Here is a 25,284-nt window from a genome sequence, read left to right on the forward strand (position 1 = left end):
TACGTGGACCCTCTGACACTCACCCTCGTGCCGGAGCACGGGCCGCACCGGCTCCCCGCGACGCGCCCGGCCGGGCGGCGTCCAGGTGCGGGTCGAGTGTCAGTGACCGGTGGCAGAGTCATGTCGTGCCCCACACCCCGGCTCGGCCGAGCCGTCGACCCGACCCGTCCCGCGACCAGCGCCGCACCCCGTGGCGCCGCCGTGCGCTGCGGGTGGCCGCCGTCGCGGTCCCGGCCGCACTGCTGGCGGCCGGGGCCTCGTCGTACGCCGCGGTGGTCACGGGCCGCATGGCCGCCGACCCGGCCCGCGACACGCTGATCGTGCTCGCGGCGGTGAGCGCGGCGGTGGTGGTGCTGGACGCCGTGACGTGGCTGGTCGTGCAGCGCGCCGTGGCCCGGGCGGAGGCCACGCTCCGGTGCGACCTCGCCGCCGCGGCCCTGGGCCAGCCGCTGCCCGCGCTCGAGGAGCAGGCGGTGGGCGAGCTCCTGGACCGCGTCAACGGTGATCCCGAACGGCTCACCCGCGCGATCAGCGGCATCGGCATCACGCTGGGGCAGGCGGCGATCAGCCTGGTGGTGGGGTGGGTCGCCGCCGGCCTGGTGTGGTGGCCGGCCTGGATGGCGTTCCCGCTGGTGGCCGCGGTGGTGCTCCTGTTCGCACGGCGGTCGGCGCGGCCCTTGCGCGACCTCAGCAGGCGCAGCTCCGAGGCGGTCTCGGACCACATGGCGCAGCTCGAGGAGGCGGTCGCGGCCCGGGACGACCTACGCACCGCCCAGGGTCAGCGGTACGTGCTTCGGCGGTACGCCGAGCTGGCGGCGCGCCAGATCCGGCTCCGGGAGGAGTGGTCCGTCGTGTTCTCCCGGGTGCGGCTGCGCACGGAGCTGCCGCTGGACGCGCTCGTCGGGGCCGTGCTCGTCGGCGGGGTGTGGGCCGTCACGGGCGGCACGCTCGACGTCGCTCGGCTGGTCACGCTGTGGCTGCTCGTCACGGGGTTCGTCGGCCGGGTGGACGTCCTGGGCCGCCTCCTGCCCCGGGTCGAGGAGGCGATCGGCACGTTCCAGCGCGTACGCGAGCTGCTGGCCGTTCCCCAGGAACCCGTCGGCGGCGCGGCCTTCCCCGCGCGGGACGCCGGGGTCGACGTCGAGCTGCGCGACCTGACCTTCGGGTACGGCGGCGGCTTCACCCTGGGCCCGCTGTCGCTCACCATCTCGGCGGGCAGCACCTGCGCGCTGGTGGGACGCACGGGCTCGGGCAAGACGACGCTGACCAAGATGCTGTCCCGTGCGGTCGACACACCCGTCGGCAGCGTCTTCCTGGACGGCCGGGACATCACCGGGCTTGACCTGCACGAGCTGCGCACGCGGGTCGGCGTCGTGGGGCAGCGCACCGAGATCCTCGCCGCGACGCTCGCCGACAACATCACGCTCTGGGCGCCCGTGCCGGCGGAACGCGTGGAGCGGGCGGTGGACGCGCTCGGCCTGCGGGCCTGGGTCGAATCGCTCCCGCAGGGCCTGGACACCCGCCTCGGGTCCGACGGCGTGACCCTGTCAGCCGGGGAGGAGCAGCTCGTCGCCTTCGCGCGGCTCCTGGTGCGCGATGTCGAGGTGGTCGTGCTCGACGAGGCGACGGCCCGGATGGACCCGGCCACGGCGGAACGGGTCACCCTCGCCGCCCGGGCGCTCCTGGCGGGCCGCACGGCGCTGGTCGTCGCGCACCGGCTGCCCACCGCACGGCACGCCGACACCGTGGCGGTGCTCGACGGCGGGCGCCTGGTGGAGCACGGCCCCTGGGACCGGCTGGCGGCGTCCGACGGACACTTCGCCCAGCTCGTCGCCGCCGCAGGCCTCGGGTACGCGGACGGCGGGCGGACGACCCCGCAGGCTTCCGGGGAGGTGGCCGGCGCCGCCGATCCCGCCGCGAACCTGTCGGCGCAGGCCACGTCCGGTGCCGTCGGCGCCGCGGGTGTCTCCGGTGCCGTCTGTGCTGACCGTGCTGACCGTGCCGACCGTGCCGACCGTGCGGCGAGCGCCGCCGCGTCCGGACCGAGCCACGATCCCGCACCGCCGCCCCGCACGTCGATGGTGCGTGCCGTGTGGAGCACGCTGCGCGCCCGCCCGCTCGGCCTGCTACTCCCGGCGGTCGTGTGGGAGCTCGCGGACTACCTCACCTCGACCGGCCTGATCGTCGGGTGGCTGTGGGCGTCGCTCGTCGTCGACCTGGAGCAGGGCTCGGCGCCCTGGCTGCTGGTGTGCGCGATCCTGGCGGCGGTGGTGACGAACACGCTGCTGCCGTTCACGGTCCGGCTGACGAGCGCCCGCTGGTGGGCCGACTCTCGGTTACGTCTCCGGCTCGCCGTCCTGCGCGGGCAGACGGCGCAGCGCCGCACCGTGCGCGACGCGCCCGGCGAGATCGCCGCGCGCGCCCAGGAGGAGTACCGGCTCACCGGTCACACCCAGGCCTGGCGCGAGGTCCTCACCGGACCGTTCACCCTGGCGCTGCTCGTGGTGCTGAGCGGCAGCCTGCTCGCCGGCGCGATCGGGCTGGCCATGGCGGCGGTGATGTTCGCGGCGCAGGTGCTGGGCAGCCGGTCCGTCGCGGCCGCCGCACGCCGCGCGGGTGACGCCGCGGCGGAGCTGGGCCGCCTGCTCGGGTCGGCGCTCGACGCCGTACGCACCGTCAAGCTCGGGGCCGCGACCGGCGGCGTCCTCGCTCAGGTGGCCCGGGTGGACGGTCGACGCGTGCAGGCTTCCCTGCGCGAGGAGCGCACCGACTTTCTCGTCGGACTGGCGCCCTCCGTGCTCAGCAGGATCGCGGCGGTCCTGGCGTGGGCGCTGCACCTGAACGGCACCTGGTCGCTGGCGACCACCCTGCTGGTCAGCACCTCGATCGGCACGTTCAGCTGGATCGGGTACGGGCTGGGTGAGCTCGTCACCAGCGGGGCGTCCGCCCGCCGCTGGGTCGAGGTGACGTCCCGGTACGCCGGCACCGAACGGCTCGCCGACGTGCCCGACGACCTGGACCTGTTCGCCGGTACGGCCAACCCTCCGGCGCCGGCACCCGGGGTGTCGGGCGAGCTGCGGGAGCTGCGGCTCGACGGCGTGAGCGCGACGCACGACGACGGCACGGTGGGCGTCGCGGGCGTGGACCTCACCGTGCGGCGCGGCGAGCTCGTCCTGGTGGTGGGCCGGGTCGGGTCGGGCAAGTCGTCGCTGCTCGGGGCGCTGTCGGGTCTCGTCGACGTCGGCGGGCGGCTGACCTGGAACGGCGCCGACGTCACCGATCCGGAGACGTTCCTGCGCCCGCCCCGCGTGGCGCACGTCGCGCAGGTGCCGCACGTCGTGTCGGGAACCCTCGCCGACAACGTGCGGCTCGACCACGACCGCCCCCTCACCGGCCCGGTCGACGCCGCCGGGCTGGCCCGTGACGTCGCCGAGGCGGGCGGCACCGCCACCCTGGTGGGGCACCGTGGCCTGCGCCTCTCGGGCGGTCAGGTGCAACGTCTGGGGCTGGCCCGGGCGTTGGCCACGGGGTCCGACCTGATCCTCGTGGACGACGTCTCCTCCGCCCTCGACGCGGTCACCGAGGCGGAGGTGTGGTCAGGGCTGCGGGCCGCCGGCGCCACCGTGCTCGGCACGACGTCCCGCGCGGCGACCCTGGCCGCCGCCGACCGGGTGCTCGTGCTCGAGCACGGGCGCGTCGCCGCCGTCGGGCACTGGCGTGACCTGGAACCGCGCTGGTCCCACCTCGCCGGGTGACGGGCCGCCGGCTCGCCGGCCGAGGCGTCGGCCGCGACGGTCTCGACCCACCTGCAGCACATCGCCGGCGACACGGCCGCTGCCTGTGGAAAGCGTGCACTTCGGCTTGCTCGAATCTGGGACACTGGTGCGCATGAGCATCCCTGCCTCCTCCGGGCCGACGGACCCGGCCGCGACCACACCAGCCCTCGACTCCTCGACCGCCGAGGTCACCGGCGCCGACGTCGTACGCGCGGTGGTCAAGGAGGTACCGGACAAGGTCAGCACGGACGGGCTCGAGACGAAGTTCGACGAGCGCTGGACCGCCGAGAAGACCTTCGCGTTCGACCGCACCAAGACGCGCGACGAGATCTACTCGATCGACACGCCGCCGCCGACCGCGTCGGGATCGCTGCACGTGGGACACGTGTTCAGCTACACGCACACGGACATCGTGGCGCGCTTCAAGCGCATGCGCGGCCTCGAGGTCTTCTACCCCATGGGCTGGGACGACAACGGCCTGCCCACCGAGCGCCGCGTCCAGAACTACTACGGCGTGCGCGTCGACCTGTCGCTGCCCTACGACCCGGACTTCACCCCGCCGTTCGAGGGCACCGGCAAGAGCGTCAAGGCCGCCGACCAGGTCCCGATCAGCCGCCGCAACTTCGTCGAGCTGTGCGAGCGTCTGACCGCCGAGGACGAGAAGCAGTTCGAGGAGCTGTGGCGCCGCCTCGGCATCTCGGTGGACTGGGCACAGACGTATCAGACCATCGGCGACAGCTCGCGCGCCACGGCGCAGCGTGCCTTCGTGCGCAACCTGCAGCGCGGTGAGGCCTACCAGGCCGAGGCGCCGGGCCTGTGGGACGTCACGTTCCAGACCGCCGTCGCGCAGGCCGAGCTGGAGGCCCGGGACTACCCCGGCCACTTCCACAAGGTCGCGTTCCACCAGGCCGACGGCGAGCCGGTCTACATCGAGACCACCCGCCCGGAGCTGATCCCCGCCGTCGTCGCGCTCATCGCACACCCGGACGACGAGCGCTACCAGCACCTGTTCGGCACGACCGTGAAGTCGCCGCTGTTCGGTGTCGAGGTCCCCGTGCTTGCCCACCACCTGGCCGAGCCGGACAAGGGCGCGGGCATCGCGATGTGCTGCACCTTCGGTGACCTCACCGACGTGCAGTGGTGGCGCGAGCTGCAGCTGCCGACCCGCTCGATCATCAACCGCGACGGCCGCATCACGCGTGAGGTGCCGGAGTGGCTCGCGGGCGGCCCGGGCGCCGAGCTGTTCGAGGCGGAGGTCGCGGGCAAGACGACGTTCAGCGCCCGCAAGGCGATCGTCGACGCGCTCACCGCGTCGGGCGACATGCCGACCGAGCCGGTGGCCACGCAGCGCAAGGCGAACTTCTTCGAGAAGGGCGACAAGCCCCTCGAGATCGTGACCTCGCGCCAGTGGTACATCCGCAACGGCGGTCGCGACAAGGAGCTGCGCGAGGAGCTGCTGGCCCGCGGCAAGGAGCTCGACTTCCACCCGGACTTCATGCGGGTGCGGTACGAGAACTGGGTCAACGGCCTCAACGGCGACTGGCTCGTGAGCCGGCAGCGCTTCTTCGGTGTCGCGATCCCGCTGTGGTACCCGGTCGACGCGAACGGCGAGGTCGACTACGACCACCCGATCGTCCCGGCCGAGGAGTCGCTGCCGATCGACCCGACCTCGCAGGCGCCCGCCGGCTACACGGAGGACCAGCGCGGCCAGGCCGGCGGTTTCGTCGGCGACGCCGACGTCATGGACACCTGGGCCACCTCCTCCCTGACCCCGCAGATCGTCGCCGGCTGGGAGCGGGACCAGGACCTCTTCGACCGCGTCTACCCGATGGACCTGCGCCCCCAGGGTCAGGACATCATCCGCACGTGGCTGTTCTCCACCGTCGTGCGCTCGCACCTGGAGAACCGGGTGCTGCCGTGGAAGAACGCCACGATCAGCGGCTGGATCCTCGACCCGGACCGCAAGAAGATGTCGAAGTCCAAGGGCAACGTCGTCACGCCCATGGACCTGCTCGTGGAGCACGGCTCGGACGCGGTGCGGTACTGGGCGGCGTCGGCCCGCCTGGGCACGGACGCAGCGTTCGAGGTGGGGCAGATGAAGATCGGTCGCCGCCTGGCGATCAAGGTCCTCAACGCCTCGAAGTTCGCGCTGTCGTTCGGCGGCGGCGCGGGCAGCGAGATCGCGCTCGACCCGGCGGCCGTGACCGTCGCTCTCGACCGGTCGATGCTCGCCGGCCTGGGAGGCGTCGTCGAGCAGGCCACCGCGGCGCTGGAGTCCTACGACCACACGCGCGCGCTCGAGCTCACGGAGACGTTCTTCTGGGCGTTCTGCGACGACTACCTCGAGCTCGTCAAGGACCGTGCCTACGGCGCCGGTGCCGACTCGGCGGACGTCTCCCCCGAGACGACGTCGGCCCGCACCACCCTGGCGATCGCGCTCGACACCATGCTGCGGCTCCTGGCGCCCTACCTGCCGTTCGCCACGGAAGAGGTCTGGTCCTGGTGGCGCGAGGGTTCGGTGCACCGTGCGGAGTGGCCCGACGCGGAGCCGCTGCGTGCGGCGTCCGGTGACGCCGACCCTGCCGACCTCGCGGCGGCTGGGCACGCCCTGGCGGCACTGCGCAAGGTGAAGTCCGAGGCCAAGGCATCGATGCGGACACCGATCCTGGCGGCGTCACTGGCGGTGCCGGCAGCGTCCCTGACGGCCGTCCGGACGGCCGTCGAGGACATCAAGGCCGCGGGCCGCGTCACCGGTGCGCTCGACCTGGTCGCGGCTGCCGAGGGCCAGGGTGACCAGGCGGTACAGGGCGGGATGGTCGTGACGTCGAGCGAGCTGGGCGAGGCCCCGCCCCGCAACAAGGGCTGACTTTTCGCCCATCGGCGCGGACCGTGCCGAGCCAGACGGGGCGAGCCAGACCGGGGCAAGACAGAACCGGGGCGGTGGTGCTGAGCAGCACCACCGCCCCGGTCTTTTGTCTCCGTGCTGCCAGAGATCGGTCGGAGGCACGGTGCGCCACACGCGTGGCGCACCGGCCCGGTACGTCAGTTGAGCATCAGCACCACTGCGTCGCCGGCCTCGGCAGCCGCACCGTAGAACGCGGCCAGCTCGCCGTACGCCTGCGCCAGGCGCTCGGCGTCCGTCTCGGCGGCGTGCTCGCTCGGGTCCGGGCAGACGTCCTCGTCGCACAGCCGGGTGGCGTCGGCGAGCGGTGCCAGGGTGTCGAACGACGTGCCGACCAGGAACGCGGCGGCCTTCTCCACATCCTCGGGGCCCAGGTAGCGCACCGGCGTGATTCCCTCGGCAGCCCCGAGCGCGGCACCGCCCTGCACCGGGTCGACGGGCATCTCGCCGTGGACCCGCAGCACGTTGTGCAGCGGACCCCAGACGGTACCGATGCTGAAGTACCTCGCCTCCTGTGCCGGGAGGTCCATCTGGACCCATTCGCCCGCGAGCTCGTCGATGTGCTCCAGCGCCCAGGTCGGATCGGTCCGTGCCTTGTCGAAGTCGTCGGCGGCAAGCCGCGCGTACTCACAATGAATCATCCCCATGGCCCGTGACCGTACCGATAATGCGTTTCCGTGTGTATGGGCAAAACGGACACATTTCGATGCAACATTTTCCCATACACGGTAAAACGGAAATTCCATACGAACTGATGCCCGTTCTGGGGTCTTTAGTCCCCCAGAACGGGCATCAGAATTCACACCGAATTCACGTGCGCGGTCAGTGCAACCTTCGATCATCCCCCGACATGCTCGCGAGCGCCTCCGTTGGCGTGCCTTCGTCACGCCAGCGCAGCGTCGCCGCGACCCCGTCCATGAGCTCGACCGATCCCTCCGGCGCGAACGTCAGGCCGGCGTCCTGCCCCACCGCGGCGCGCACGAGCGCCACCGAGGCCGGCAGCTCCTCCAGCTGCTCCGTCACGCCCAGCGCCTCGAGCTCGGACCGGGACGACGCGATGTGCATCGGGTCCGGCCCGATCCAGAGCTTGCGGCCGTTCATGGGCGAGCCGCCCGTGCCGTACTCCTCGGCCAGGACGAGTTCCTTGACCTGTCCTCGGGCGAGCACCGAGACGACGTCGCCCACCGAGGTCACCGCGTTCGACTCACGGCCGAGCTCCTGCCGCAGCTCCGCCAGGACGCGCTCTCTGCGGCGCTCCCGGTACGAGTCGAGGGCCTCACCGACGCGTTCGGCGAACGCGCCCTCGTGGACACCGCCGCCGCTGCGGCCGCCGCCCGAGACCTCGACCACCTTCTCCGTGGTCGGCGCCGTCAGCGCCGCACGGACCAGGGCGACAGCCCGCACGTCCCCCGTCAGCAGCACCAGCTCCGGCCTGGACTCGGCGACCCGACGTTCGATCTCGGTAGCCACGGCGGCCGCGTTGCGCTCCCACGAGTCCTCGGCACGGGACTCGATGCGCGCACGCTTGACCTCGTTGGACCCGGACTTCTCGATCTCGTCGTGCGGCGCCTGGAAGGTGCTGTGCTCCTTGCCGCCCGGCCCCGCCCGCAGGAAGTCGGCACCCTGCCGGTCCACCGCCACCTTGAGCAGCTCCACGGACTCGTCGGCGGCCAGCGCCGCCTGCAGCAGCGCCGGCACCGCTGCCCATGAGCTCGTCGTCGCGGTCGGCGGGTTGTTCACCACGCGGTCCACCAGCACACCCGTGTCGTCCGCTATGACCACACGGCCGTGCGGCCCCGGGACCCTCGTGGGCCGCAACACCACCTCTTGGATCGCGTCGAGCACGGCGTTCGGCGCCCCTTGCTGCGCCAGATCCTTGCGCGCCGCGTTCCAACGACCTTCGACGTCGCGGTCGGCGGCCTGCTCGGACGGCGTCGCGTCCAGGTGCAGTGTCGCAAAGGGGCCCGGGTGGCCGAGGAGGGGTTTGAGCCAGTCGATCTTCATTCGAACCTCCGCGTCTCCCGCCGAGGTCGAAGTGATGCCCTACCGCACGACCTCGCCCCGGCGTTCCCTCCAGGAAACGACGGATCGCGGGCACACGCCACCCCCAGGCGGGAATTACCTGTGACCGGAGCACCAAGTTTCTGCCACCCGACGTCGATCAACGACCCGCAAAGGGTCAAGCGACGACAAGTGCTAACCCCTTCAAGCGTATGTGTCGACCTCAGGGAGGTTGTCGCCCTTGTGCCGCGCTGCGATCACCTCGTGGTGGCGGATCACCTCGCTCACGATGAACTGGCGGAACTGCACGGCGAACTCGGGGTCGAGGCCCGACTCCTCGGCGATCGCCGTGAGCCGGGCGATCTGCTGCTGATCGCGCGACGGGTCCGCCGGCGGAAGGCCACCCACCGCCTTCAGCTCTCCGACCCTCCGCGTCATCTTGAACCGCTCGGCGAGCAGGTGGACGAGCGCCGCGTCGATGTTGTCGATGCTCCCGCGGAGCCGGATGATCTCGGACGGCACCGGAGCACTGGTCGGTTCGTTGTCAGACACAGGAAGAGGCTAACCCGCCCGGGGGGATCACCGGCGAAGGCTGTTCCGACCTGCAACGTGGATCGGCTACAGTCTGGCGAGCAGGCACGCAACTTGGTGAAGGCCCAGAACTCTGGCTTCACCTCTTCAAGACTTCAACGGAGAGCAGCAGATGACACTCGCCACGTCGCCGGCCTTGGTGGAGGTGCCAGAAGGCACCAGCATCAACACGATCCTCGCGGACCGCGTGGCACGCTCCGGAGACGAGGCGCTCATCGAGCGGCGTGAGACCCCGAACGGCCCGTGGACCGCGGTGTCGGCCCGTCAGTTCGAGGACGAGGTCCTCGCCGTCGCCCGCGGCCTGGTGGCCCGCGGCGTCGGACCTGGCGACCGCGTGGCGATCATGTCGCGCACCCGCTACGAGTGGACCCTGATCGACTTCGCCATCTGGGCCGCCGGCGCCGTGGCCGTGCCGGTCTACGAGACGTCCTCGGCAGAGCAGGTCCAGTGGATCCTGTCCGACGCGGACGTGCGCCTGATCGTCGTCGAGTCCCGTGCGCACGCCGAGACGGTCCGCAGCGTGCGCGCCAGCCTGCCCACGCTCGAGGACATCCTCCTCATCGACGACGACGCCGTCCTCGACCTGCGCAAGGGTGGCACCAACCTCTCCGCCGGCATCGTCGCCGAACGCCGCGACGCCGTCCGCCGCGACGACCTGGCGACCATCATCTACACCTCCGGCTCCACCGGCCGACCCAAGGGTGTCGAGCTCACGCACGGCAACTTCGCGCACCTCTCGATGAATGCAGCCGTCGGCATCCCGGAGCTGCTGCAGGCCGAGAACGCCCGCACGCTCCTGTTCCTCCCCCTCGCGCACGTGTTCGCGCGCTTCGTCGAGGTCGCGACGATCGCTGGCAGCGCCGTGCTGGGCCACGCCCCGGACATCAAGAACCTCGTGGCCGACCTGGGCACCTTCCGCCCGACCTACCTGCTCGCCGTGCCGCGCGTGTTCGAGAAGGTCTACAACAGCGCCGAGCAGAAGGCGTCGTCGGGCCTCAAGGCCAAGATCTTCACCTGGTCCGCCCGGGTCGCCGAGGACTGGTCCCGGGCCATGGACGCCCCGGACGGCCCCGGACGCGCGCTCCGGACGAAGCACGCGATCGCCGACAAGCTCGTCTACAGCAAGCTCAAGGCCACCATGGGCGGCCAGCTGAAGTGGGCGGTCTCCGGCGGCGCGCCCCTCGGCGAACGCCTCGGCCACTTCTTCCGCGGCGCGTGCGTGACCATCCTCGAGGGGTACGGCCTCACCGAGACCACCGCCCCGACCGCGGTCAACCGCCCCGGACAGATCGTGATCGGCTCGGTGGGCCCGGCCTTCTTCGGCACGGACATCAGCATCGCGGACGACGGCGAGGTGCTGCTGCGTGGGCCGCACATCTTCCGCGGCTACCGCAACGAGCCGCAGCTGACCGACGAGGCGTTCGCGGGCGGCTGGTTCCGCACCGGTGACCTCGGCCGCCTCGACGAGCACGGCCACCTGCACATCACGGGCCGCAAGAAGGAGATCATCGTGACGGCCGGCGGCAAGAACGTCGCCCCGGCCGTCCTCGAGGACCGCATGCGCGCCCACCCGATCGTCAGCCAGGTGGTCGTGGTCGGCGACCAGCGTCCCTTCATCGGCGCCCTCGTCACGCTCGACGCCGAGATGCTGCCCGGCTGGTGCGCGGCGAACGGCCTGCCCAAGCTGTCCGTGGCGGAGGCCCGCGTGCACCCGAAGGTGCTGGCCGAGCTCGACAAGGCGGTCGCCCACGCGAACGAGGCGGTGTCCAAGGCCGAGTCGATCCGCAGGATCACGGTGCTCGACATCGACTTCACCGAGGCCAACGGGTACCTCACGCCGTCCATCAAGGTGAAGCGCTCCAAGGTGATCGCCGACTTCGCGAGCACCATCGACGCCCTGTACGCGCCGGTGCCGCAGACCAGGGCCACCGCCGCGCGCTGACGGTCCGGGCCCGACCCGCCCTGACGCATCACGCAAGAACGCCTGCCCGGTCCCGACCAGCTCGACCACGAGGTCGAGCCTGTCGAGACCCGGCAGGCGTTCTTGCTGTGTGCCCGGCCCTTCGGTCCGCTACGCGCTCTTCTCGCGCGGCTGACGGCCTCGCACGGGGTTCTTGCGCGGCACCACCGTCGGGTTCACGTTGTCGAGCACCACGTCGCGGGTGATGACCACACGCTCGATGTCGTCGCGGCTCGGCACGTCGAACATGACCTGCTGGAGCACCTCTTCGAGGATCGCCCGCAAGCCACGTGCGCCGGTCCCGCGGAGCAGGGCCTGCTCCGCGATGGCGCCGACGGCGGGCTCGTCGAACTCGAGCTCCACACCGTCGATCTCGAACATGCGCTTGTACTGCTTCACGAGGGCGTTCTTGGGCTCCGTGAGGATCCGTACCAGGGCGTCCCGGTCGAGCGGCGAGACGGACGCGATGACGGGCAGCCGGCCGATGAACTCGGGGATCAGGCCGTACTTCTGCAGGTCCTCGGGCCGGACCTCGGCGAAGAGGTCCTCGTCGACCGCGATCGACTCCATGGGGGCGCTGAACCCGATGCCGCGCTTGCGGGACCGGGCGGCGACGATGTCGTCCAGCCCTGCGAAGGCGCCCGCCACGATGAACAGCACGTTCGTCGTGTCGATCTGGATGAACTCCTGGTGCGGGTGCTTGCGCCCGCCCTGCGGCGGCACCGATGCGGTGGTGCCCTCGATGATCTTCAGAAGCGCCTGCTGGACGCCCTCGCCGGACACGTCGCGCGTGATCGACGGGTTCTCCGCCTTGCGGGCCACCTTGTCGACCTCGTCGATGTAGATGATGCCCGTCTCGGCCTTCTTGACGTCGTAGTCCGCGGCCTGGATCAGCTTGAGCAGGATGTTCTCGACGTCCTCGCCCACGTAGCCGGCCTCGGTGAGAGCGGTCGCGTCGGCGATCGCGAACGGCACGTTGAGCATCTTGGCCAGCGTCTGCGCCAGATAGGTCTTACCCGTGCCCGTGGGGCCGATGAGCAGGATGTTGGACTTGGCGATCTCCACCGGGTCCTGATCGTCCGGGCTGATCGACCGGCCGGCCTCGCCGGCCTGGATACGCTTGTAGTGGTTGTAGACCGCGACGGCCAGGGCGCGCTTGGCGGGGTCCTGGCCGATGATGTACTGCTCGAGGAAGTCGAAGATCTCGCGAGGCTTGGGCAGCTCTGTCAGCCCGAGCTCGGCTGCCTCACCGAGCTCTTCCTCGATGATCTCGTTGCACAGCTCGATGCACTCGTCGCAGATGTACACGCCCGGCCCGGCGATCAGCTTCTTCACCTGCTTCTGCGACTTGCCGCAGAAGTTGCACTTCAGCAGTTCCGCGCCGTCACCGATTCGCACCACTACCTGTCTCCTCGCCTTGTGCACCCTCACGGAGTCCCGCACAGGCCGGTTGACCCAGCAGATCCGCAACGTCGAGCGGTCTTACATCCATTCCACACCACCGGTGGCCTGTTGTCAGCCCGGCGGCCCGGCGGGTCGCACGACCGATATTCACCACATCATGACAATTTTGTCATGTTCTGTGCAGCGTGTCCCACCATGCCCGACGCCGGGGCGTGTCGTCCACCGGTATTGGTGGCGCGCCCCGGCGTCAGGAAGCGGACTCGACGAGACCGAGAGATCAGTTCGTCACTACTGCGACGGGCTTGCGCGACTCGAGCACCTCGTCGACCAGGCCGTACTCCTTGGCCTGTGCGGCGGTCAGGATCTTGTCCCGCTCGATGTCGTCCCGCACCTGGGCCAGCGGCTTGCCACTGTGCGTCGACAGCGTCAGCTCGAGCCACTCGCGCATGCGGATGAGCTCGTTCGCGTGGATCTCGATGTCCGAGGCCTGCGCGTAGCCGCCACCCTCCATCGCGGGCTGGTGGATCAGCACACGGGAGTTCGGGAGCGCCAGACGCTTGCCCGGCTGGCCGGCGGCCAGCAGGACGGCCGCGGCCGACGCCGCCTGGCCCAGGCAGGTGGTCTGGATCTGCGGCTTGATGAACTGCATGGTGTCGTACAGCGCAGTCATGGCCGTGAACGAGCCACCCGGGGAGTTGATGTAGATCGAGATGTCACGGTCCGGGTCCTGGGTCTCCAGGACCAGCAGCTGGGCCATGACGTCGTCGGCGGACGCGTCGTCGACCTGGACACCCAGGAAGATGATGCGGTCCTCGAACAGCTTGGTGTACGGGTCCTGGCGCTTGAAGCCGTACGCGGTGCGCTCCTCGAACTGCGGAAGCACGTAGCGCGCGGACGGCGTGGCGCCGGCGGTGGCATAAGGCAGCCCCATGCCCGAGTGGGCGCGTGCACCGGCAAGGCGCTCTGCGGCTGCGATGAACTGGGCTTCAGGACTCACGATGGTCTCCTCGCAATAAAGGTAAGTATGCGTTTCCGGGCGGTCAGCTGGCCATGCCGCCGCCGCCGGCCAGCGCGGCGGTCTCGACGACGTGATCGACGAAGCCGTACTCCAGCGCCTCGGAGGCCGTGAACCAGTTGTCCCGGTCGTTGTCCTTGATGATCTTCTCGATCGGCTGCCCGGTCTGCTCGGACGTCAGCTCGGCGAGCACCTTCTTCATGTGCATGATGAGCTGCGCACCGATGCGTACGTCGGTCGCGGTTCCGCCGACGCCACCCGACGGCTGGTGCATCAGCACGCGGGCGTGGGGCGTGATGTACCGCTTGCCCTTCGTGCCGGAGGACAGCAGGAACTGTCCCATGGATGCAGCCATCCCCATCGCGACGGTCGCCACGTCCGGCTTGATGAACTGCATGGTGTCGTAGATCGCCATGCCGGCCGTGATGGAGCCGCCGGGCGAGTTGATGTACAGCCAGATGTCCTTGTCGGGGTCCTCGGCCGCGAGAAGCATCATCTGCGCGCTGATCGCGTTCGCGTTCTCATCGCGCACCTCCGACCCCAGCCAGATGATGCGCTCCTTGAGCAGCCGGTTGTAGATGGAGTCGTTGAGCCCGAAGCCAGCACCCTCCGTCCGCGCTACCGGCCCAGCATCCATCCGCAGCAGATCGTTCACGTCCATCTCCTCGGTTCTGACTCTCGTCTTTGGACCACGTCCTACGACGTCGTGTCGCTCGACCCTAACGTGCCCCTGCCCGCCTGAACTCCCGATCCGGCGGCCGTTTCGCCTACAGCGCATCGGTGCTGCCCACGGCGAAGTCAGGGGGAACGCCGACGGCGGTCCGCACCCTCACGCCGAGGGTGCGGACCGCCGTCCGGCGTCATGCTTCAGCCCTGTCGGGCCGGGTGTGCGTCAGGCCTTGGCGGGCTCCGACGACTCCGGCTCGGAGCCCTCCGCGGGCGTCTCGGACGCCTCGTCGTCAGCGGCCTCCTGGGCCTGTGCCATCGCGTCGTTGAGCGCGGCCTGGGCCTCATCGGCATCTTCCGAGCCGATGAACTCGCTCAGGTCGACGACGTTGCCGTCGGAGTCCTTGACCTCGATCTGGCGCAGCGCGACCGCGAGGGCCTTCGAGCGCGCGACCTCGCCGACCATGGCGGGGATCTGACCGCCCTGCTCGAGGGTCTGGATGAACTCGCTCGGCTCCATGCCGTACTGCTGCGAGGCGCTCACCAGGTACTCGACGAGCTCGCCCTGGCTCACCTGCACCTTGAGCTTCTCGGCGAGGGTGTCGAGCAGGATCTGGTTCTTGATCGCCTTGGTCGCGTCCTCGGTGACCTCGGCGCGGTGCTCGTCGTCCTCCAGGCGGCTCTCGGACTCGAGGTGGCGGTGCACCTCGGCCTGGACCACACCGGTGGGCACGGGGACCTCGACGGTCTCCAGCAGCTTCTCCATGAGGGCGTCACGGGCGGTGACGGCCTGGTTGGAGGTCTTGATGCCGGCGACCTGGGTCCTCAGGTCCTCCTTGAGCTCGTCCAGCGTGTCGAACTCCGAGGCGAGCTGGGCGAAGTCGTCGTCCACCTCGGGGAGGTCGCGCTGCTTGACCGAGGTGGCGGTGACGGTGACGTCCGCCTCCTTGCCCTCGTGGTCGCCGCCGGCCAGCGGCGCCTTGAAGGTGGTGGTCTCGCCGGCGGACAGGCCGGTCAGGGCCTCGTCCAGGCCCTCGAGCATGTTGCCGGAGCCGATCTGGTACGAGACGCCCGACACGGAGTCGACCTCCTCGTCACCGATGACGGCCTTCAGGTCGATGACGATGTAGTCGCCCTCGACGGCCGGGCGGTCCACGCCCACCAGGGTGCCGAAGCGCTCCCGCAGGGCGTCCATGCGCTCGGTGACGTCCTCGTCCGTGACCTGCGTGGACTCGACGGTCAGGTCGACGGCGGACAGGTCGGGCAGCTCGATCTCCGGGCGCACCTCGACCTCGGCCGTGAACTTCAGCTGGCCCTCGCCGGCCTTGGCCGGGATGTCGGTGACGTCGATCTCCGGCTGGGCGAGCGGACGAAGGTCGGTCTCGCCGAGCGCGTCACGGTAGAAACCGGAGAGGCCGTCGTTCACGGCGTGCTCGATCACGGCGCCCCAGCCGACCCGCTGGTCGATGATGCGCGGGGGCACCTTGCCCTTGCGGAAGCCGGGGATGTTCACCTGCTCCGCGATGTGCTCGTAGGCGTGATCGATGCTCGGCTTGAGCTCGTCGTAGTCCACCTCGACGGTCAGCTTGACCTTGGTGGGCTCCAAGGTCTCGACGGCGCTCTTCACTTCGATGGTCTCCAGAATGTCGGGGGTGCGCGCACGCCGGCGTACTGCGTCCCGGGGTGGCGCGGGGATGCTCAACTCAGTTGCGGCTGCTCGCTGAAAGCGATGTGCGCCAGGCGCACGGGCAACCCGTCAATGGTACGCCCCACGACCACAGGCGCCGAATGCAACCTGGTGTCGTGCCGCACACCGTCAGCGTCCCATCCCTGCCGTGAGCCCGGCGACGATCTGCCGGGTGGCAACCAGGAAGAGGAGCACCAACGGGAGCGTAGCAATGACGAGGCCGGCGAACAGCGTGGACCACGACGTCTGGTACTCGCCGAAGAACGTGGTCAGGCCGACCGGCAGCGTGTACTGGGCGCGGTCGCGCACGAGGATCAGCGGATAGAAGAAGTCATTCCAGATCGGCACGAAGCGGAACACCACCACGGTCGCGACGGCGGGCCGCACGAGCGGGAGCAGCACCGACCAGAAGGTGCGCAGCGGCCCCGCGCCGTCGATCCGGGCGGCGTCCTCCAGCTCGACCGGCAGCTGCCGCAGGAACGTCGACAGCACGAAGACCGAGAACGGGATGGAGACCGCCGCGTAGACCAGGATCAGGCCGGTCCGGGTGGACGCGAGCCCTACACGATCGAGCAGGTAGAAGATCGGCACGATCATGAGGAACACGGGCATCATCAGGCCCGAGACGAAGACCTGCTCGATCACGCCCATGAGCCGCGAGCGCGAGCGGGCCAGCGCGTATGCCGCCAGCAGGGACACAGCAGTGGACAGGACCACCGAGGCCGTGGTGACGAGGACCGAGTTGAGGAAGTACGTCGAGAACGACGCCTCCACCCAGGCCTCCTGGTAGGCGTCGAACGACGGGCTCACGGGCAGTCCGAGCGGCTCGGCCACCAGCTCCTGGTCCGACCGGAACGAGTTCCAGACCATGATCAGCAGGGGCAGCAGCGCGACGGCCGCGTAGCCCCACAGCACGACGTGCACGGCGGCGCGCTTCACGTCAGGCCCCGCTCGACCTTGCGGAACCAGCGCGTGAACAGCACCGACACCCCGACGATCACGACGAACAGGACGATCGCCACCGCTGACGAGATACCTATCGCGTTGGAGGCGCCCGAGTTGAACGCCGTGCGGTAGAAGAGGAGCGACATGACGTCGGTGGCGCCCGCCGGGCTGCCGTTGGACCCGCCCAGGGCGTACGGGATCGGGAACGCCTCCATGGAGAAGATGAACGTCAGCACGCTCACGGTGCCGATCACCGGCAGCAGCATGGGCAGGGTGACGTGCCAGAACCGTTGGCGGGAGGTGGCGCCGTCGAGCATCGCGGCCTCCTCCATGGTGGGGTCCAGCGACCCGAGCGCGGCGCCGTAGATCAGGAGCGGGAACCCCACCCACTGCCAGGCGGTGACCAGGACGACCACCCAGAGGGCCGTGTCGGGGTCGCCCAGCCACGGCTGGGCGACGGACCCGAGGCCGAGGGCGCGCAGGGCGGCGTTCACCGGGCCGAACAGCGGCGAGAGCAGCAGCGACCACAGGTACCCGACGACCAGGGGTGAGACGAGGTACGGCATCGTGTACAGCACCTGGAAGAGCCGGCGTACGCGTTCCCGCCGGTGCAGCACGTACGCCAGCAGCAGGCCCACGGAGTTCTGCACGACCATCGCGCCGGCGAACAGGAGCGCGTTGTGCGCGAACGCCCGCGGCAGCTGGCTGCGGTACGGCTCGGTGGTGAACAGCGCGACGAAGTTGTCCAGCCCGACGAAGGCCTCCTGCGCGGTGCCGCGCCAGGAGAACAGGGAGTACGTCAGCGCCGTCGCCATGGGGTAGAGCACGAAGATGCCGAACAGCGCTGCCGCGGGCAGCAGGAAGAGCAGTGCTACGGGGGTGGGCAGCGCCGCTGTGCGACGGCCGCTCACTCGCCCGGTGTCCACCAGGCCGACAGGCCGTCCTGGACGATCTGCGCGGCACCTTCGGCGTCGACGTCGCCGAGGAACAGCTTCTGGCCCGCCTCACCCATCAGGTCCGTGCCCACGGGGTCGCCGTAGCGGTAGTCGACGAGCAGCAGGTACGGCGCGGGGTTCTCCTGGTACAGGTCCCACATCTCCTGCTGGAGCGGGTCGGAGTACTCGACGCCGGGGATCGGCGAGAACTGCTTGAGCTCGTCGGCGACCAGCTGCCCGAACTCCGGCGTGGCCAGCCAGTTCAGCAGGGTCTCCGCCTCCTGGGGGTGCTCGGTGGTGGCCGAGAGGCCCCAGCTGCCGTCCGCGTACCCGGCGGTGACCGGGTGGTCGAGGGCCGACCCGGGCGGCGGGGGCACCTGGAACACACCGAGGTCGAGGTCCGGGTTGGCCTCCTGGAAGAACGCCAGCTCGTACGAGCCGCCGGCGAACATCGCCGCCTGCTCGGACGTGAACAGCACCTGCGCGTCCGTGTACGCCACGCCGGTCACGTCCTCGGGCATGTACTTCTGCAGGTCCTTGAGCGTCTGGATCGAGTCGACGTAGCCCGGGTCGGTGAAGTCGGTGTCGCCGTCGCGCAGCGCCTGCTGGAAGTCCGCGCCGCCGTACTGGGCGGCCGTCAGGGCATCGTGCACGGTCGGCACGAACCAGCCGTCGCGGGCGCCGACGGCGAGGGGCGTCACGTCCGCCCCGAGAAGCTTGTCGTTGATCGCCATGAAGTCGTCCCAGGTCTCGGGCTCCTCCAGGCCGTTCTCCTCGAAGATCGCCGTGTTGTAGTAGACCTGGATGGTCTGGGAGGCCAGCGGCACGCCGTAGACCGCCCCGTCCTCCCGTCCGCGAGCGCCGTCGAGGATGGCGTCGTCGAAGTCGCCGAGCGCCGGGACGAGGTCTTCGAGCGGCTCGAGGTTGCCGCCCTCGACGAGCGGCTGGAGCAGGCCGTAGGACCGCACCTGCGCGACGTCGGGCCCGTCGGAACCGGTCAGCCCCGTGCGCAGGATCTGGTCGTACTCGGTGTTGAGGTGGGCCTGGAAGTTCACCGTGATGCACGGGTTGGCCTGCTCGAACACGTCGAAGATCTGCTCGTACGTCTTGACGTCCTCGGTGCGCCAGGACCACACGTCGAGCGCCACCGGCTCGCCGTCGCACCCCTCCCCCGCTGCGGTACCGGGCTCCGGGCTGCCCGACGTCGGCGCGCAGGCCGCGAGCGTCAGTGCCACGACGGCTGTGGTCACTCCTGCGAGGGTGGTTCGGCGGTTCATGCGCCGGACGTTTCCGGTCCGGAGACGGAGTGTCAAGCATTTGCGCCGAATCGATACGTCGTGTCCTGATCGGAAATGGGTGTGATCGAGACCACATCCGTGCCAGAATTTCCCCCGCTACCGGCTTGTACGGCTATCTCTTCCGAAGCAACGACGCCTTCGTCAGACTCTGGAGAACCGCATGCAGCACCGTGCACTCGCCCTGTTCGCCGCGACCGCCCTGACCGTCTCGCTCACGGCCTGCACGTCGGAGGGTGGTGGGACGGCCGACGGCGGGCTCGAGGGCGAGGGCACCGGCGACGACTGCACCATCGGCTCGCCCGTACCGGTGGGTGCGGCGCTGAGCCTCACCGGCGCGGCCGGCAGCTACGGGGAGTCGCAGCAGAAGGGCCTGGAGCTCGCCCTCGAGCAGCTGAACGCCAAGGGCGGCGTCGAGTACGAGCTGACCGTCGAGGACGACCAGACGGACCCGAGGCAGGGCATCGCCGTGTTCGAACAGCTGACGGCGGACGACGGCGCGAGCGTGATCATCGGGCCGACCCTGTCCACGGGAGCGTTCCAGGCGCAGCCGATCGCTCAGGAGGAGGGCGTGCCGGTGCTCGCGATCTCCAACACCGTGGACGGCATCACGGCGCAGGGCGACTACATCTTCCGCGACTCGCTCACCGAGTCGCAGGTGATCCCGCAGACGGTGGCGGCCGCGACGGCCGAGTACGGCCTGGAGAAGGTCGTGCTCATGTACGCCAACGACGACGCGCTCGCCGAGGCCGGCGGCGAGGTGTTCACCGGGGCGCTGGACGCCGAGGGCATCGAGGTGGCCGACACGCTCGCCTTCTCGGTGGCCGACACCGACTTCCGGGCTCTGCTCACCGAGGCGAAGGCCGCCGAGCCGGACGCGCTCGTGGTCTCGAGCCTGATCGAGGCGGCCATCCCGCTGGTCACGCAGGCACGCGAGCTCGGCCTGGACGTCCCGATCATCGGCGGCAACGGCTTCAACAACCCGAAGCTGATGGCCGACGCCGGGGACGCCGCCGAGGGCGTCGTGGTCGGCGCGGCCTGGAACTCGGGGTCGGACACCCCCGAGAACACCGCGTTCCTCGCCGACTTCGAGGAGATGCACGGGACCCGGCCCGACCAGTTCGCCGCCCAGGCCTACACCGGCCTGATGCTGATCGACACCGCCGTCCGGGCGTCGTGCTCCGGCGAGCGCGACGCGATCAAGGAGGGCCTCGCGGGCATCGAGGGCGTGCCGACCGTACTGGGCGAGCTCACCATCAACGACGAACGGGACGCCGAGCACGAGGCTGTGGTGCAGGTGGTCGACGGCGGCGAGTTCGCCGTGCTCGACTGATCGCGCGCCGCCATGCAACAGCTGCTCAACGGGCTCTTCATCGGGTCGATCTACGCGCTCTTCGCCGTCGGGTTCGCGCTCGTCTTCGGCATCCTGGACCGGCTGAACCTCGCTCACCCGGCGGTGTTCGCGGCGTCGGCCTTCATCGGTATCGAGCTGGTGACCGTGGGCGGGCTGCCCTTCTGGGCGGCTCTGCCCGCGGTGGCCGTGGTGGGTGCGCTCCTGGGCCTGATCGTGGAACGGGTGGCGTTCCGGCCGCTCAAGGGGCGGGCCGACGCGCACTTCGCCGGCCTCATCTCCTCGATCGCCGTGGCCGGCATGCTGATCGCGCTGCTCCAGTGGCGGTACGGCGCCGAGACCCGCCGGTTCCCCGCGGACACGTTCCCCGCCACGCGGTTCGACGTGCTCGGCGCGCAGGTCACGCTGCTGCAGGTGGTGATCGTCGCGGTCTGCGTGACCCTCGTGGTGGGACTCACCTGGCTGGTCGCCCGCAGCAGGCTCGGGCGGGGCATGCGGGCCGTGGCGGAGAATCCGACGGCGGCACGCGTGCTGGGCGTGGACGTCGACCGGGTCACCGCCACGACGTTCGCGATCTCCGCGGCGCTGGGTGCGGTCGCCGGGGCGCTGTTCGCCATGAACGTGAACTCCGCGCAGCTCGGCATGGGGTCGGCGATCGAGCTCAAGGGTCTGGCGGTCATCGTGGTGGGCGGCATGGGCTCGCTGCCCGGTGCGCTGGTCGGCGGGCTCCTGCTCGGTGTGGCCGAGGTGTTCGCCGTGCAGTACCTGGGCTCGGCGTGGCGCGACCTGATCGCGTTCGCCCTCCTGTTCGGGATCCTGCTGCTGCGGCCGCAGGGCCTGTTCGGCGGACGTCGGGCGCGGCAGGTCTGATGTTCACCGAGTCGACGGTCACGTTCATCGCGCTCGGCGCGATCTTCGCCTTCTCCTTCTACGCGGTGCTCAACGCCGGCCAGCTCAGCCTGGGCCAGGCAGGCTTCGCGTCGGTGGCGGCCTACACGTCCGTGCTGCTCGCCCCGGACCCCGACGTCGTGGGCGACCTTCCCGCCCTCCTGGCGGCCCTGGTCATCGGCACGACGGCGGGCACCGTGGCCGCCGTCGTGCTCGGGCTGCCGACCATGCACCTCCGCGGCGTGTTCCTCGCCATCGCGACCCTCGGATTCGCCGAGGCGGTGCGGATCTTCCTGCTCAACGCCGAGTGGACCGGCGGCGCGCAAGGCATGACCGTGCCCAAGGTGGTGACCCCCGCCATAGCCTGGGCGGTGCTGGCCGTGGTCGCCTACTGGTTCTGGCGGTCCGCGCCCACCCGGTACGGCCGCGCCCTGGAGGCGATCCGCGAGGACGAGCTCGCCGCCGGCGCCATGGGGATCGACGTCGGGCGGCACCGCCTGGGAGCGTTCGCCACCGCCGGCGCCGTCGCCGGGCTCTACGGCGTCCTGTGGGCGTACACGGTGCGCCTCGTCGGACCCGCCGACTTCGGGTTCACAGCCGCCATCGACGGCCTGGTCACGGCCATGGTGGGCGGCACGACGGTCTTCATCGGGCCCGTGGTCGGCAGCACGTTCCTCACGATGATCCCCGAGATCCAGCGTGCCCTGGGCGTCGAGGCCGGCTGGATCCGGCCGTTCGTCGCGGGCCTGCTGCTGCTCGTCGTCATCCTGTTCCTGCCGGGCGGCCTCGCCGGGCGGATCCCCCGGCGGCTCCGGGTGCCGGAGCTCGACGGGGCGGATGGTGAGGGCGGCGCGGTTGGTGCCCGGGAGCGCGCCCCGCGGGGCGACGTCGTGGCGCGGCTGACCGGGCTGAGCAAGGACTACGGCGGCGTGCACGCGGTGCGCGACGTCGACCTGGAGATCCACAGCGGTGAGCTGCTCGGCCTGATCGGACCCAACGGCGCGGGCAAGACGACGCTCGTGAACATGATCAGCGGGCTCGTGGCGCCGTCGTCGGGCGAGGCACGCGTGCTCGGCGTCGCGGCCGGACGCACCCCCGTGCACCGTGTGGCGGCCGCCGGTGTGAGCCGCACGTTCCAGCACTCGAAGCTGTTCGGCCGCCTCTCCGCGTTGGAGAACGTGCTGGTGGGCGGCCACCTCGTGACGAGGCCGACCCTGGTTCGCAGGCTCCTCTGGCTGCCGTCGGCGCGCCGCGACGAACGGGCCGCGCTCACCCACGCGGCCCGGTGCCTCGACCGCGTCGGCATGCTCGACGCGGCGAGCACGCGCGCGAACGCCCTCTCGTACGGTGACCAGCGGCGGCTCGAGATCGCTCGGGCGCTCGCGGCCGATCCGAGCCTGCTCATCCTGGACGAGCCGGCCGCCGGCATGAACCAGGTGGAGGCCGGCGAGCTCGCTCGCCTGATCCGGTCCCTGGCCGACGACGGCCTGGCCGTGCTGCTCATCGAGCACAACGTGGGTCTGGTGCGTCAGGTCTGCGACCGAGTGGTGGTGCTGGACTTCGGCGAGATCATCGCGTCGGGTGCGCCCTCCGCCGTCGCCGCCGACCCACGAGTGGTCGAGGCGTATCTCGGGACGGAGGCCTGACATGACGCAGCCCGCACTCGAGGTCGAGCACCTCTCCGTGCGCTACGGCCGGGTCGAGGCCGTGCGCGACGTCTCGTTCAGCGTGGCGGAAGGCTCGCTGGTCACGCTGGTGGGCGCGAACGGAGCCGGCAAGTCGACGATCATCAACGCGGTGTCCGGCATCGTGCGCCCGCACGGCGGGCGCGTCCGGTTCCGCGGGACCGACATCACCCGGACGCCCGCGCACAAGCTGGTGGCGCGGGGCCTGGTCCAGGTGCCGGAGGGCCGGCAGATCCTCGCCACGCTGACCGTCGCCGAGAACCTCGCGATGGGCGGCTGGCACCGGGGCCGCGCCGCGGCCCGCGCCATCGACGAGATGTACCAGCGGTTCGGGGTGCTCGGCGAGCGGCGAGACCTGCCCGCAGGCACGCTGTCGGGCGGCGAGCAGCAGATGCTCGCGATCGCCCGGGCCCTGGTGGCCGAGCCTGTCCTGCTGCTCCTGGACGAGCCGTCCATGGGTCTCGCGCCGCTCGTGGTGAACGAGGTGTTCGACGTCGTGGCGCAGATCCGCGAGGCCGGGACCACCGTGGTGCTCGTGGAGCAGAACGCCCGCCGGGCCCTGCGCGCGGCCGACCACGGGTACGTCCTGCGCACCGGCGAGGTCGTGCGCTCCGGCCCGGCGGCCGAGCTCCTGGCCGACGACGACGTGGTCCAGGCGTATCTCGGGACGGCCTGAACGGGCAGCCCGGCGACCCTATTGGGGGCGCCGACAAAGTCGGTGGTGCCGTGCGGTAGTGGTGCCGTGCGGTAGGTGCCAGGTGGGCTGAACTTCGTTCACCCTGGGCCCGCATGATTCACCTCAGCCGAACAGTTCAGCTGAGGTGAATCAGGCAGGGCCGAGCCGAACGAATTTCACCGGACCTGGCACGTCCCCGTCAGGTCTAGCCTGCCCCCGACCGGACCGGGCCGGGCCGCGCCAGGCCGCGCCAGGCCGGGCCGCAGGACCGCAGGACCTAGAAGTCGTCCGCCGTCCGGATCCGGTCACGGATCCATCGCCCCGACTCCTTGAGGTTCCCCGTCCCGAAGGAGCCGCTCGCGCAGCTGCCCTCGGTGAGGACCGCGCCCGACCGGTGGTCGTCGGAGAAGTTCCAGTTGACCCAGCTGATCTTCTTCGACGCCGCCAGGTCCAGGTACCGCTGCGACATCGCGAAGTCGTTGCCTCCCTCGCCCGCGTAGTCCTGGGTGCCGAACTCCGTGATGAACATGGGTATCCGGTCCGCGGCCCGCGAGAGCGCGTCCAGGTACTCCTGCCCGTGCGACGCGGCGTAGAAGTGGAACGTGTACATCACGTTCGAGGCGTCGACCGGGTTGTTGACCACCTCGGACTCGTTGGAGCCCTCCGAGACGCCCAGCGAGGACCACGCCCGTGTGCCCAGCAGGACGACGGCGTCCGGGTCCTTCGCACGGATCACCGGGATGATCTGCTCGTGGTAGCCCTTGATCGTCTGCCACGACACGCCGTGGGGCTCGTTCGCGACCTCGTAGATGATGTTGTTGTTGCCGCTGTTCCGCTCGGCGATGGCCGTGAAGAACGTCTTGGCGCGCTCCAGGTTGAAGTTCGGGTCGCCCGGCTCGAGCATGTGCCAGTCGACGATCGCGTACATGCCGCGCGCCGTCAGCATGTCGATGTAGCGGTTCACCAGCGCGGTGAAGCGCGCCGGATCGGTCTCGTAGCCGCCCTCCTGCACATAGGTGGAGATGCGCACGACGTCGGCGTTCCAGTCGGACGCGAGAGTGTCGAGCGAACCGTCGGTCACGCACTGCGAGTACCACTGGGTGCCGTGCGTACTCATCCCCCGCAGCTGGATCTGCTTGCCGTGCTCGTTGCACAGGCCGACGCCGCACACGGTGAGCTGGCCGTTCGCCTCGACCGGGGTGACGGCGGCGGGAGCGGCAGCACCGGGCGGCTCCGCCGCGACGTCCCCCCGTTCGACAGCGGGAGCCGCCGGCACGGCCGGGAGGCCGGAAGCGACGGCCGTTCCTGTCGCCAGCAGCGCGGCCGTGACGGCTGCGACGATGATGGGAGCGCGGCGGGAAACCATGATGGGACCACCTCAGTTCGTGTGCGAAGCCGGGGCAGAAGGCGGCTGCGCTGCCGCCCTGCTGGTCGCCACGACGCTAGCAACGGTCGCCGTCGGGTGAAATGCGGGATTCCCACATGACATAGTGTCGGCCCGTCCCCT

The 25,284-nt window shown here is 70.5% G+C and carries 18 protein-coding genes; 7 read left to right on the top strand and 11 right to left on the bottom strand.

Annotated features, from left to right (window positions below; all coding sequences use genetic code 11):
• Positions 1–125: 125 nt before the first annotated feature.
• Positions 126–3,755, top strand: a complete 3,630-nt coding sequence (locus tag LUU90_RS13750) for an ATP-binding cassette domain-containing protein (RefSeq protein WP_275003987.1) — start codon at positions 126–128, stop codon at positions 3,753–3,755.
• A gap of 133 nt (positions 3,756–3,888) precedes the next feature.
• Positions 3,889–6,642, top strand: coding sequence for a valine--tRNA ligase (valS, locus tag LUU90_RS13755; RefSeq protein WP_275003988.1), 2,754 nt, complete (start codon positions 3,889–3,891; stop codon positions 6,640–6,642).
• 176 nt (positions 6,643–6,818) lie between these two features.
• On the opposite strand, the gene LUU90_RS13760 is transcribed toward valS, so the two are convergent.
• From LUU90_RS13760 to LUU90_RS13770, 3 genes are all read right to left on the bottom strand, one after another.
• Positions 6,819–7,325, bottom strand: coding sequence for a DUF1877 family protein (locus LUU90_RS13760; protein WP_275003989.1), 507 nt, complete (start codon positions 7,323–7,325; stop codon positions 6,819–6,821).
• Positions 7,326–7,500: 175 nt separating this feature from the next.
• A complete protein-coding gene (locus LUU90_RS13765) occupies positions 7,501–8,682 on the bottom strand; it encodes a hypothetical protein (RefSeq protein ID WP_275003990.1) in 1,182 nt (393 codons plus the stop codon).
• Between the two features lie 201 nt (positions 8,683–8,883).
• Positions 8,884–9,231 (bottom strand): chorismate mutase, encoded by a 348-nt coding sequence (locus LUU90_RS13770; protein ID WP_275003991.1) that lies wholly within the window; start codon positions 9,229–9,231, stop codon positions 8,884–8,886.
• Between the two features lie 151 nt (positions 9,232–9,382).
• Here LUU90_RS13770 and LUU90_RS13775 point away from each other — a divergent pair, with 151 nt between their 5' ends.
• Complete coding sequence (locus LUU90_RS13775; RefSeq protein ID WP_275003992.1) at positions 9,383–11,212, top strand: AMP-dependent synthetase/ligase; 1,830 nt, start codon at positions 9,383–9,385, stop codon at positions 11,210–11,212.
• 129 nt (positions 11,213–11,341) lie between these two features.
• Here LUU90_RS13775 and clpX read toward each other — a convergent pair whose 3' ends face one another.
• The 7 genes from clpX to LUU90_RS13810 all read right to left on the bottom strand — a co-directional run bounded on the left by clpX (position 11,342) and on the right by LUU90_RS13810 (position 19,132).
• Positions 11,342–12,631 carry an ATP-dependent Clp protease ATP-binding subunit ClpX gene (gene clpX / locus LUU90_RS13780; RefSeq protein ID WP_275003993.1) on the bottom strand — a complete coding sequence of 430 codons (1,290 nt, stop codon included), beginning with the start codon at positions 12,629–12,631 and terminating at the stop codon, positions 11,342–11,344.
• A gap of 280 nt (positions 12,632–12,911) precedes the next feature.
• On the bottom strand, positions 12,912–13,631 hold the full coding sequence (locus tag LUU90_RS13785; RefSeq protein WP_275003994.1) for an ATP-dependent Clp protease proteolytic subunit: 720 nt from the start codon (positions 13,629–13,631) through the stop codon (positions 12,912–12,914).
• A 43-nt stretch (positions 13,632–13,674) separates the two neighbouring features.
• Entirely contained in the window at positions 13,675–14,310 is a 636-nt protein-coding gene (locus tag LUU90_RS13790; protein ID WP_425596229.1) for an ATP-dependent Clp protease proteolytic subunit, read from the bottom strand.
• A gap of 231 nt (positions 14,311–14,541) precedes the next feature.
• Entirely contained in the window at positions 14,542–15,942 is a 1,401-nt protein-coding gene (tig, locus tag LUU90_RS13795) for a trigger factor (RefSeq protein WP_275003995.1), read from the bottom strand.
• Between the two features lie 189 nt (positions 15,943–16,131).
• A complete protein-coding gene (locus LUU90_RS13800) occupies positions 16,132–16,941 on the bottom strand; it encodes a carbohydrate ABC transporter permease (protein WP_275003996.1) in 810 nt (269 codons plus the stop codon).
• Entirely contained in the window at positions 16,938–17,858 is a 921-nt protein-coding gene (locus LUU90_RS13805) for a carbohydrate ABC transporter permease (protein ID WP_275003997.1), read from the bottom strand. Before LUU90_RS13805 ends, LUU90_RS13800 begins: the two co-directional genes overlap by 4 nt.
• Complete coding sequence (locus LUU90_RS13810) at positions 17,855–19,132, bottom strand: ABC transporter substrate-binding protein (RefSeq protein WP_275003998.1); 1,278 nt, start codon at positions 19,130–19,132, stop codon at positions 17,855–17,857. The genes LUU90_RS13805 and LUU90_RS13810 overlap by 4 nt, the downstream gene beginning before the upstream one ends.
• A gap of 208 nt (positions 19,133–19,340) precedes the next feature.
• Here LUU90_RS13810 and LUU90_RS13815 point away from each other — a divergent pair, with 208 nt between their 5' ends.
• From LUU90_RS13815 to LUU90_RS13830, 4 genes are read left to right on the top strand one after another with little or no spacing between them, the layout of a single operon-like run.
• Complete coding sequence (locus tag LUU90_RS13815) at positions 19,341–20,510, top strand: ABC transporter substrate-binding protein (protein ID WP_275003999.1); 1,170 nt, start codon at positions 19,341–19,343, stop codon at positions 20,508–20,510.
• Positions 20,511–20,522: 12 nt separating this feature from the next.
• Positions 20,523–21,398 (top strand): branched-chain amino acid ABC transporter permease, encoded by an 876-nt coding sequence (locus LUU90_RS13820; protein WP_275004000.1) that lies wholly within the window; start codon positions 20,523–20,525, stop codon positions 21,396–21,398.
• Positions 21,398–23,062, top strand: a complete 1,665-nt coding sequence (locus LUU90_RS13825; RefSeq protein WP_275004001.1) for an ATP-binding cassette domain-containing protein — start codon at positions 21,398–21,400, stop codon at positions 23,060–23,062. The genes LUU90_RS13820 and LUU90_RS13825 overlap by 1 nt, the downstream gene beginning before the upstream one ends.
• 1 nt (position 23,063) lies before the next feature.
• Positions 23,064–23,777: an ABC transporter ATP-binding protein gene (locus LUU90_RS13830; protein WP_275004002.1), complete on the top strand. Its 714-nt coding sequence runs from the start codon at positions 23,064–23,066 to the stop codon at positions 23,775–23,777.
• A 277-nt stretch (positions 23,778–24,054) separates the two neighbouring features.
• Here LUU90_RS13830 and LUU90_RS13835 read toward each other — a convergent pair whose 3' ends face one another.
• Positions 24,055–25,143: a glycoside hydrolase family 5 protein gene (locus tag LUU90_RS13835; protein ID WP_275004003.1), complete on the bottom strand. Its 1,089-nt coding sequence runs from the start codon at positions 25,141–25,143 to the stop codon at positions 24,055–24,057.
• Positions 25,144–25,284 lie beyond the last annotated feature (141 nt).

The organism is Promicromonospora iranensis (genome assembly GCF_028994775.1).
Classification (GTDB): Bacteria; Actinomycetota; Actinomycetes; order Actinomycetales; family Cellulomonadaceae; genus Promicromonospora; species Promicromonospora iranensis_A.

Bases quoted from the DNA above. Each gene is read 5' to 3' on its own strand.
- LUU90_RS13815 (WP_275003999.1), top strand. From the start codon at position 19,341: ATGCAGCACCGTGCACTCGCCCTGTTCGCCGCGACCGCCCTGACCGTC.
- LUU90_RS13760 (WP_275003989.1), bottom strand. From the start codon at position 7,325: ATGGGGATGATTCATTGTGAGTACGCGCGGCTTGCCGCCGACGACTTC.
- LUU90_RS13835 (WP_275004003.1), bottom strand. From the start codon at position 25,143: ATGGTTTCCCGCCGCGCTCCCATCATCGTCGCAGCCGTCACGGCCGCG.
- LUU90_RS13775 (WP_275003992.1), top strand. From the start codon at position 9,383: ATGACACTCGCCACGTCGCCGGCCTTGGTGGAGGTGCCAGAAGGCACC.
- LUU90_RS13830 (WP_275004002.1), top strand. From the start codon at position 23,064: ATGACGCAGCCCGCACTCGAGGTCGAGCACCTCTCCGTGCGCTACGGC.
- LUU90_RS13790 (WP_425596229.1), bottom strand. From the start codon at position 14,310: ATGGACGTGAACGATCTGCTGCGGATGGATGCTGGGCCGGTAGCGCGG.
- LUU90_RS13765 (WP_275003990.1), bottom strand. From the start codon at position 8,682: ATGAAGATCGACTGGCTCAAACCCCTCCTCGGCCACCCGGGCCCCTTT.
- LUU90_RS13820 (WP_275004000.1), top strand. From the start codon at position 20,523: ATGCAACAGCTGCTCAACGGGCTCTTCATCGGGTCGATCTACGCGCTC.
- valS (WP_275003988.1), top strand. From the start codon at position 3,889: ATGAGCATCCCTGCCTCCTCCGGGCCGACGGACCCGGCCGCGACCACA.
- LUU90_RS13825 (WP_275004001.1), top strand. From the start codon at position 21,398: ATGTTCACCGAGTCGACGGTCACGTTCATCGCGCTCGGCGCGATCTTC.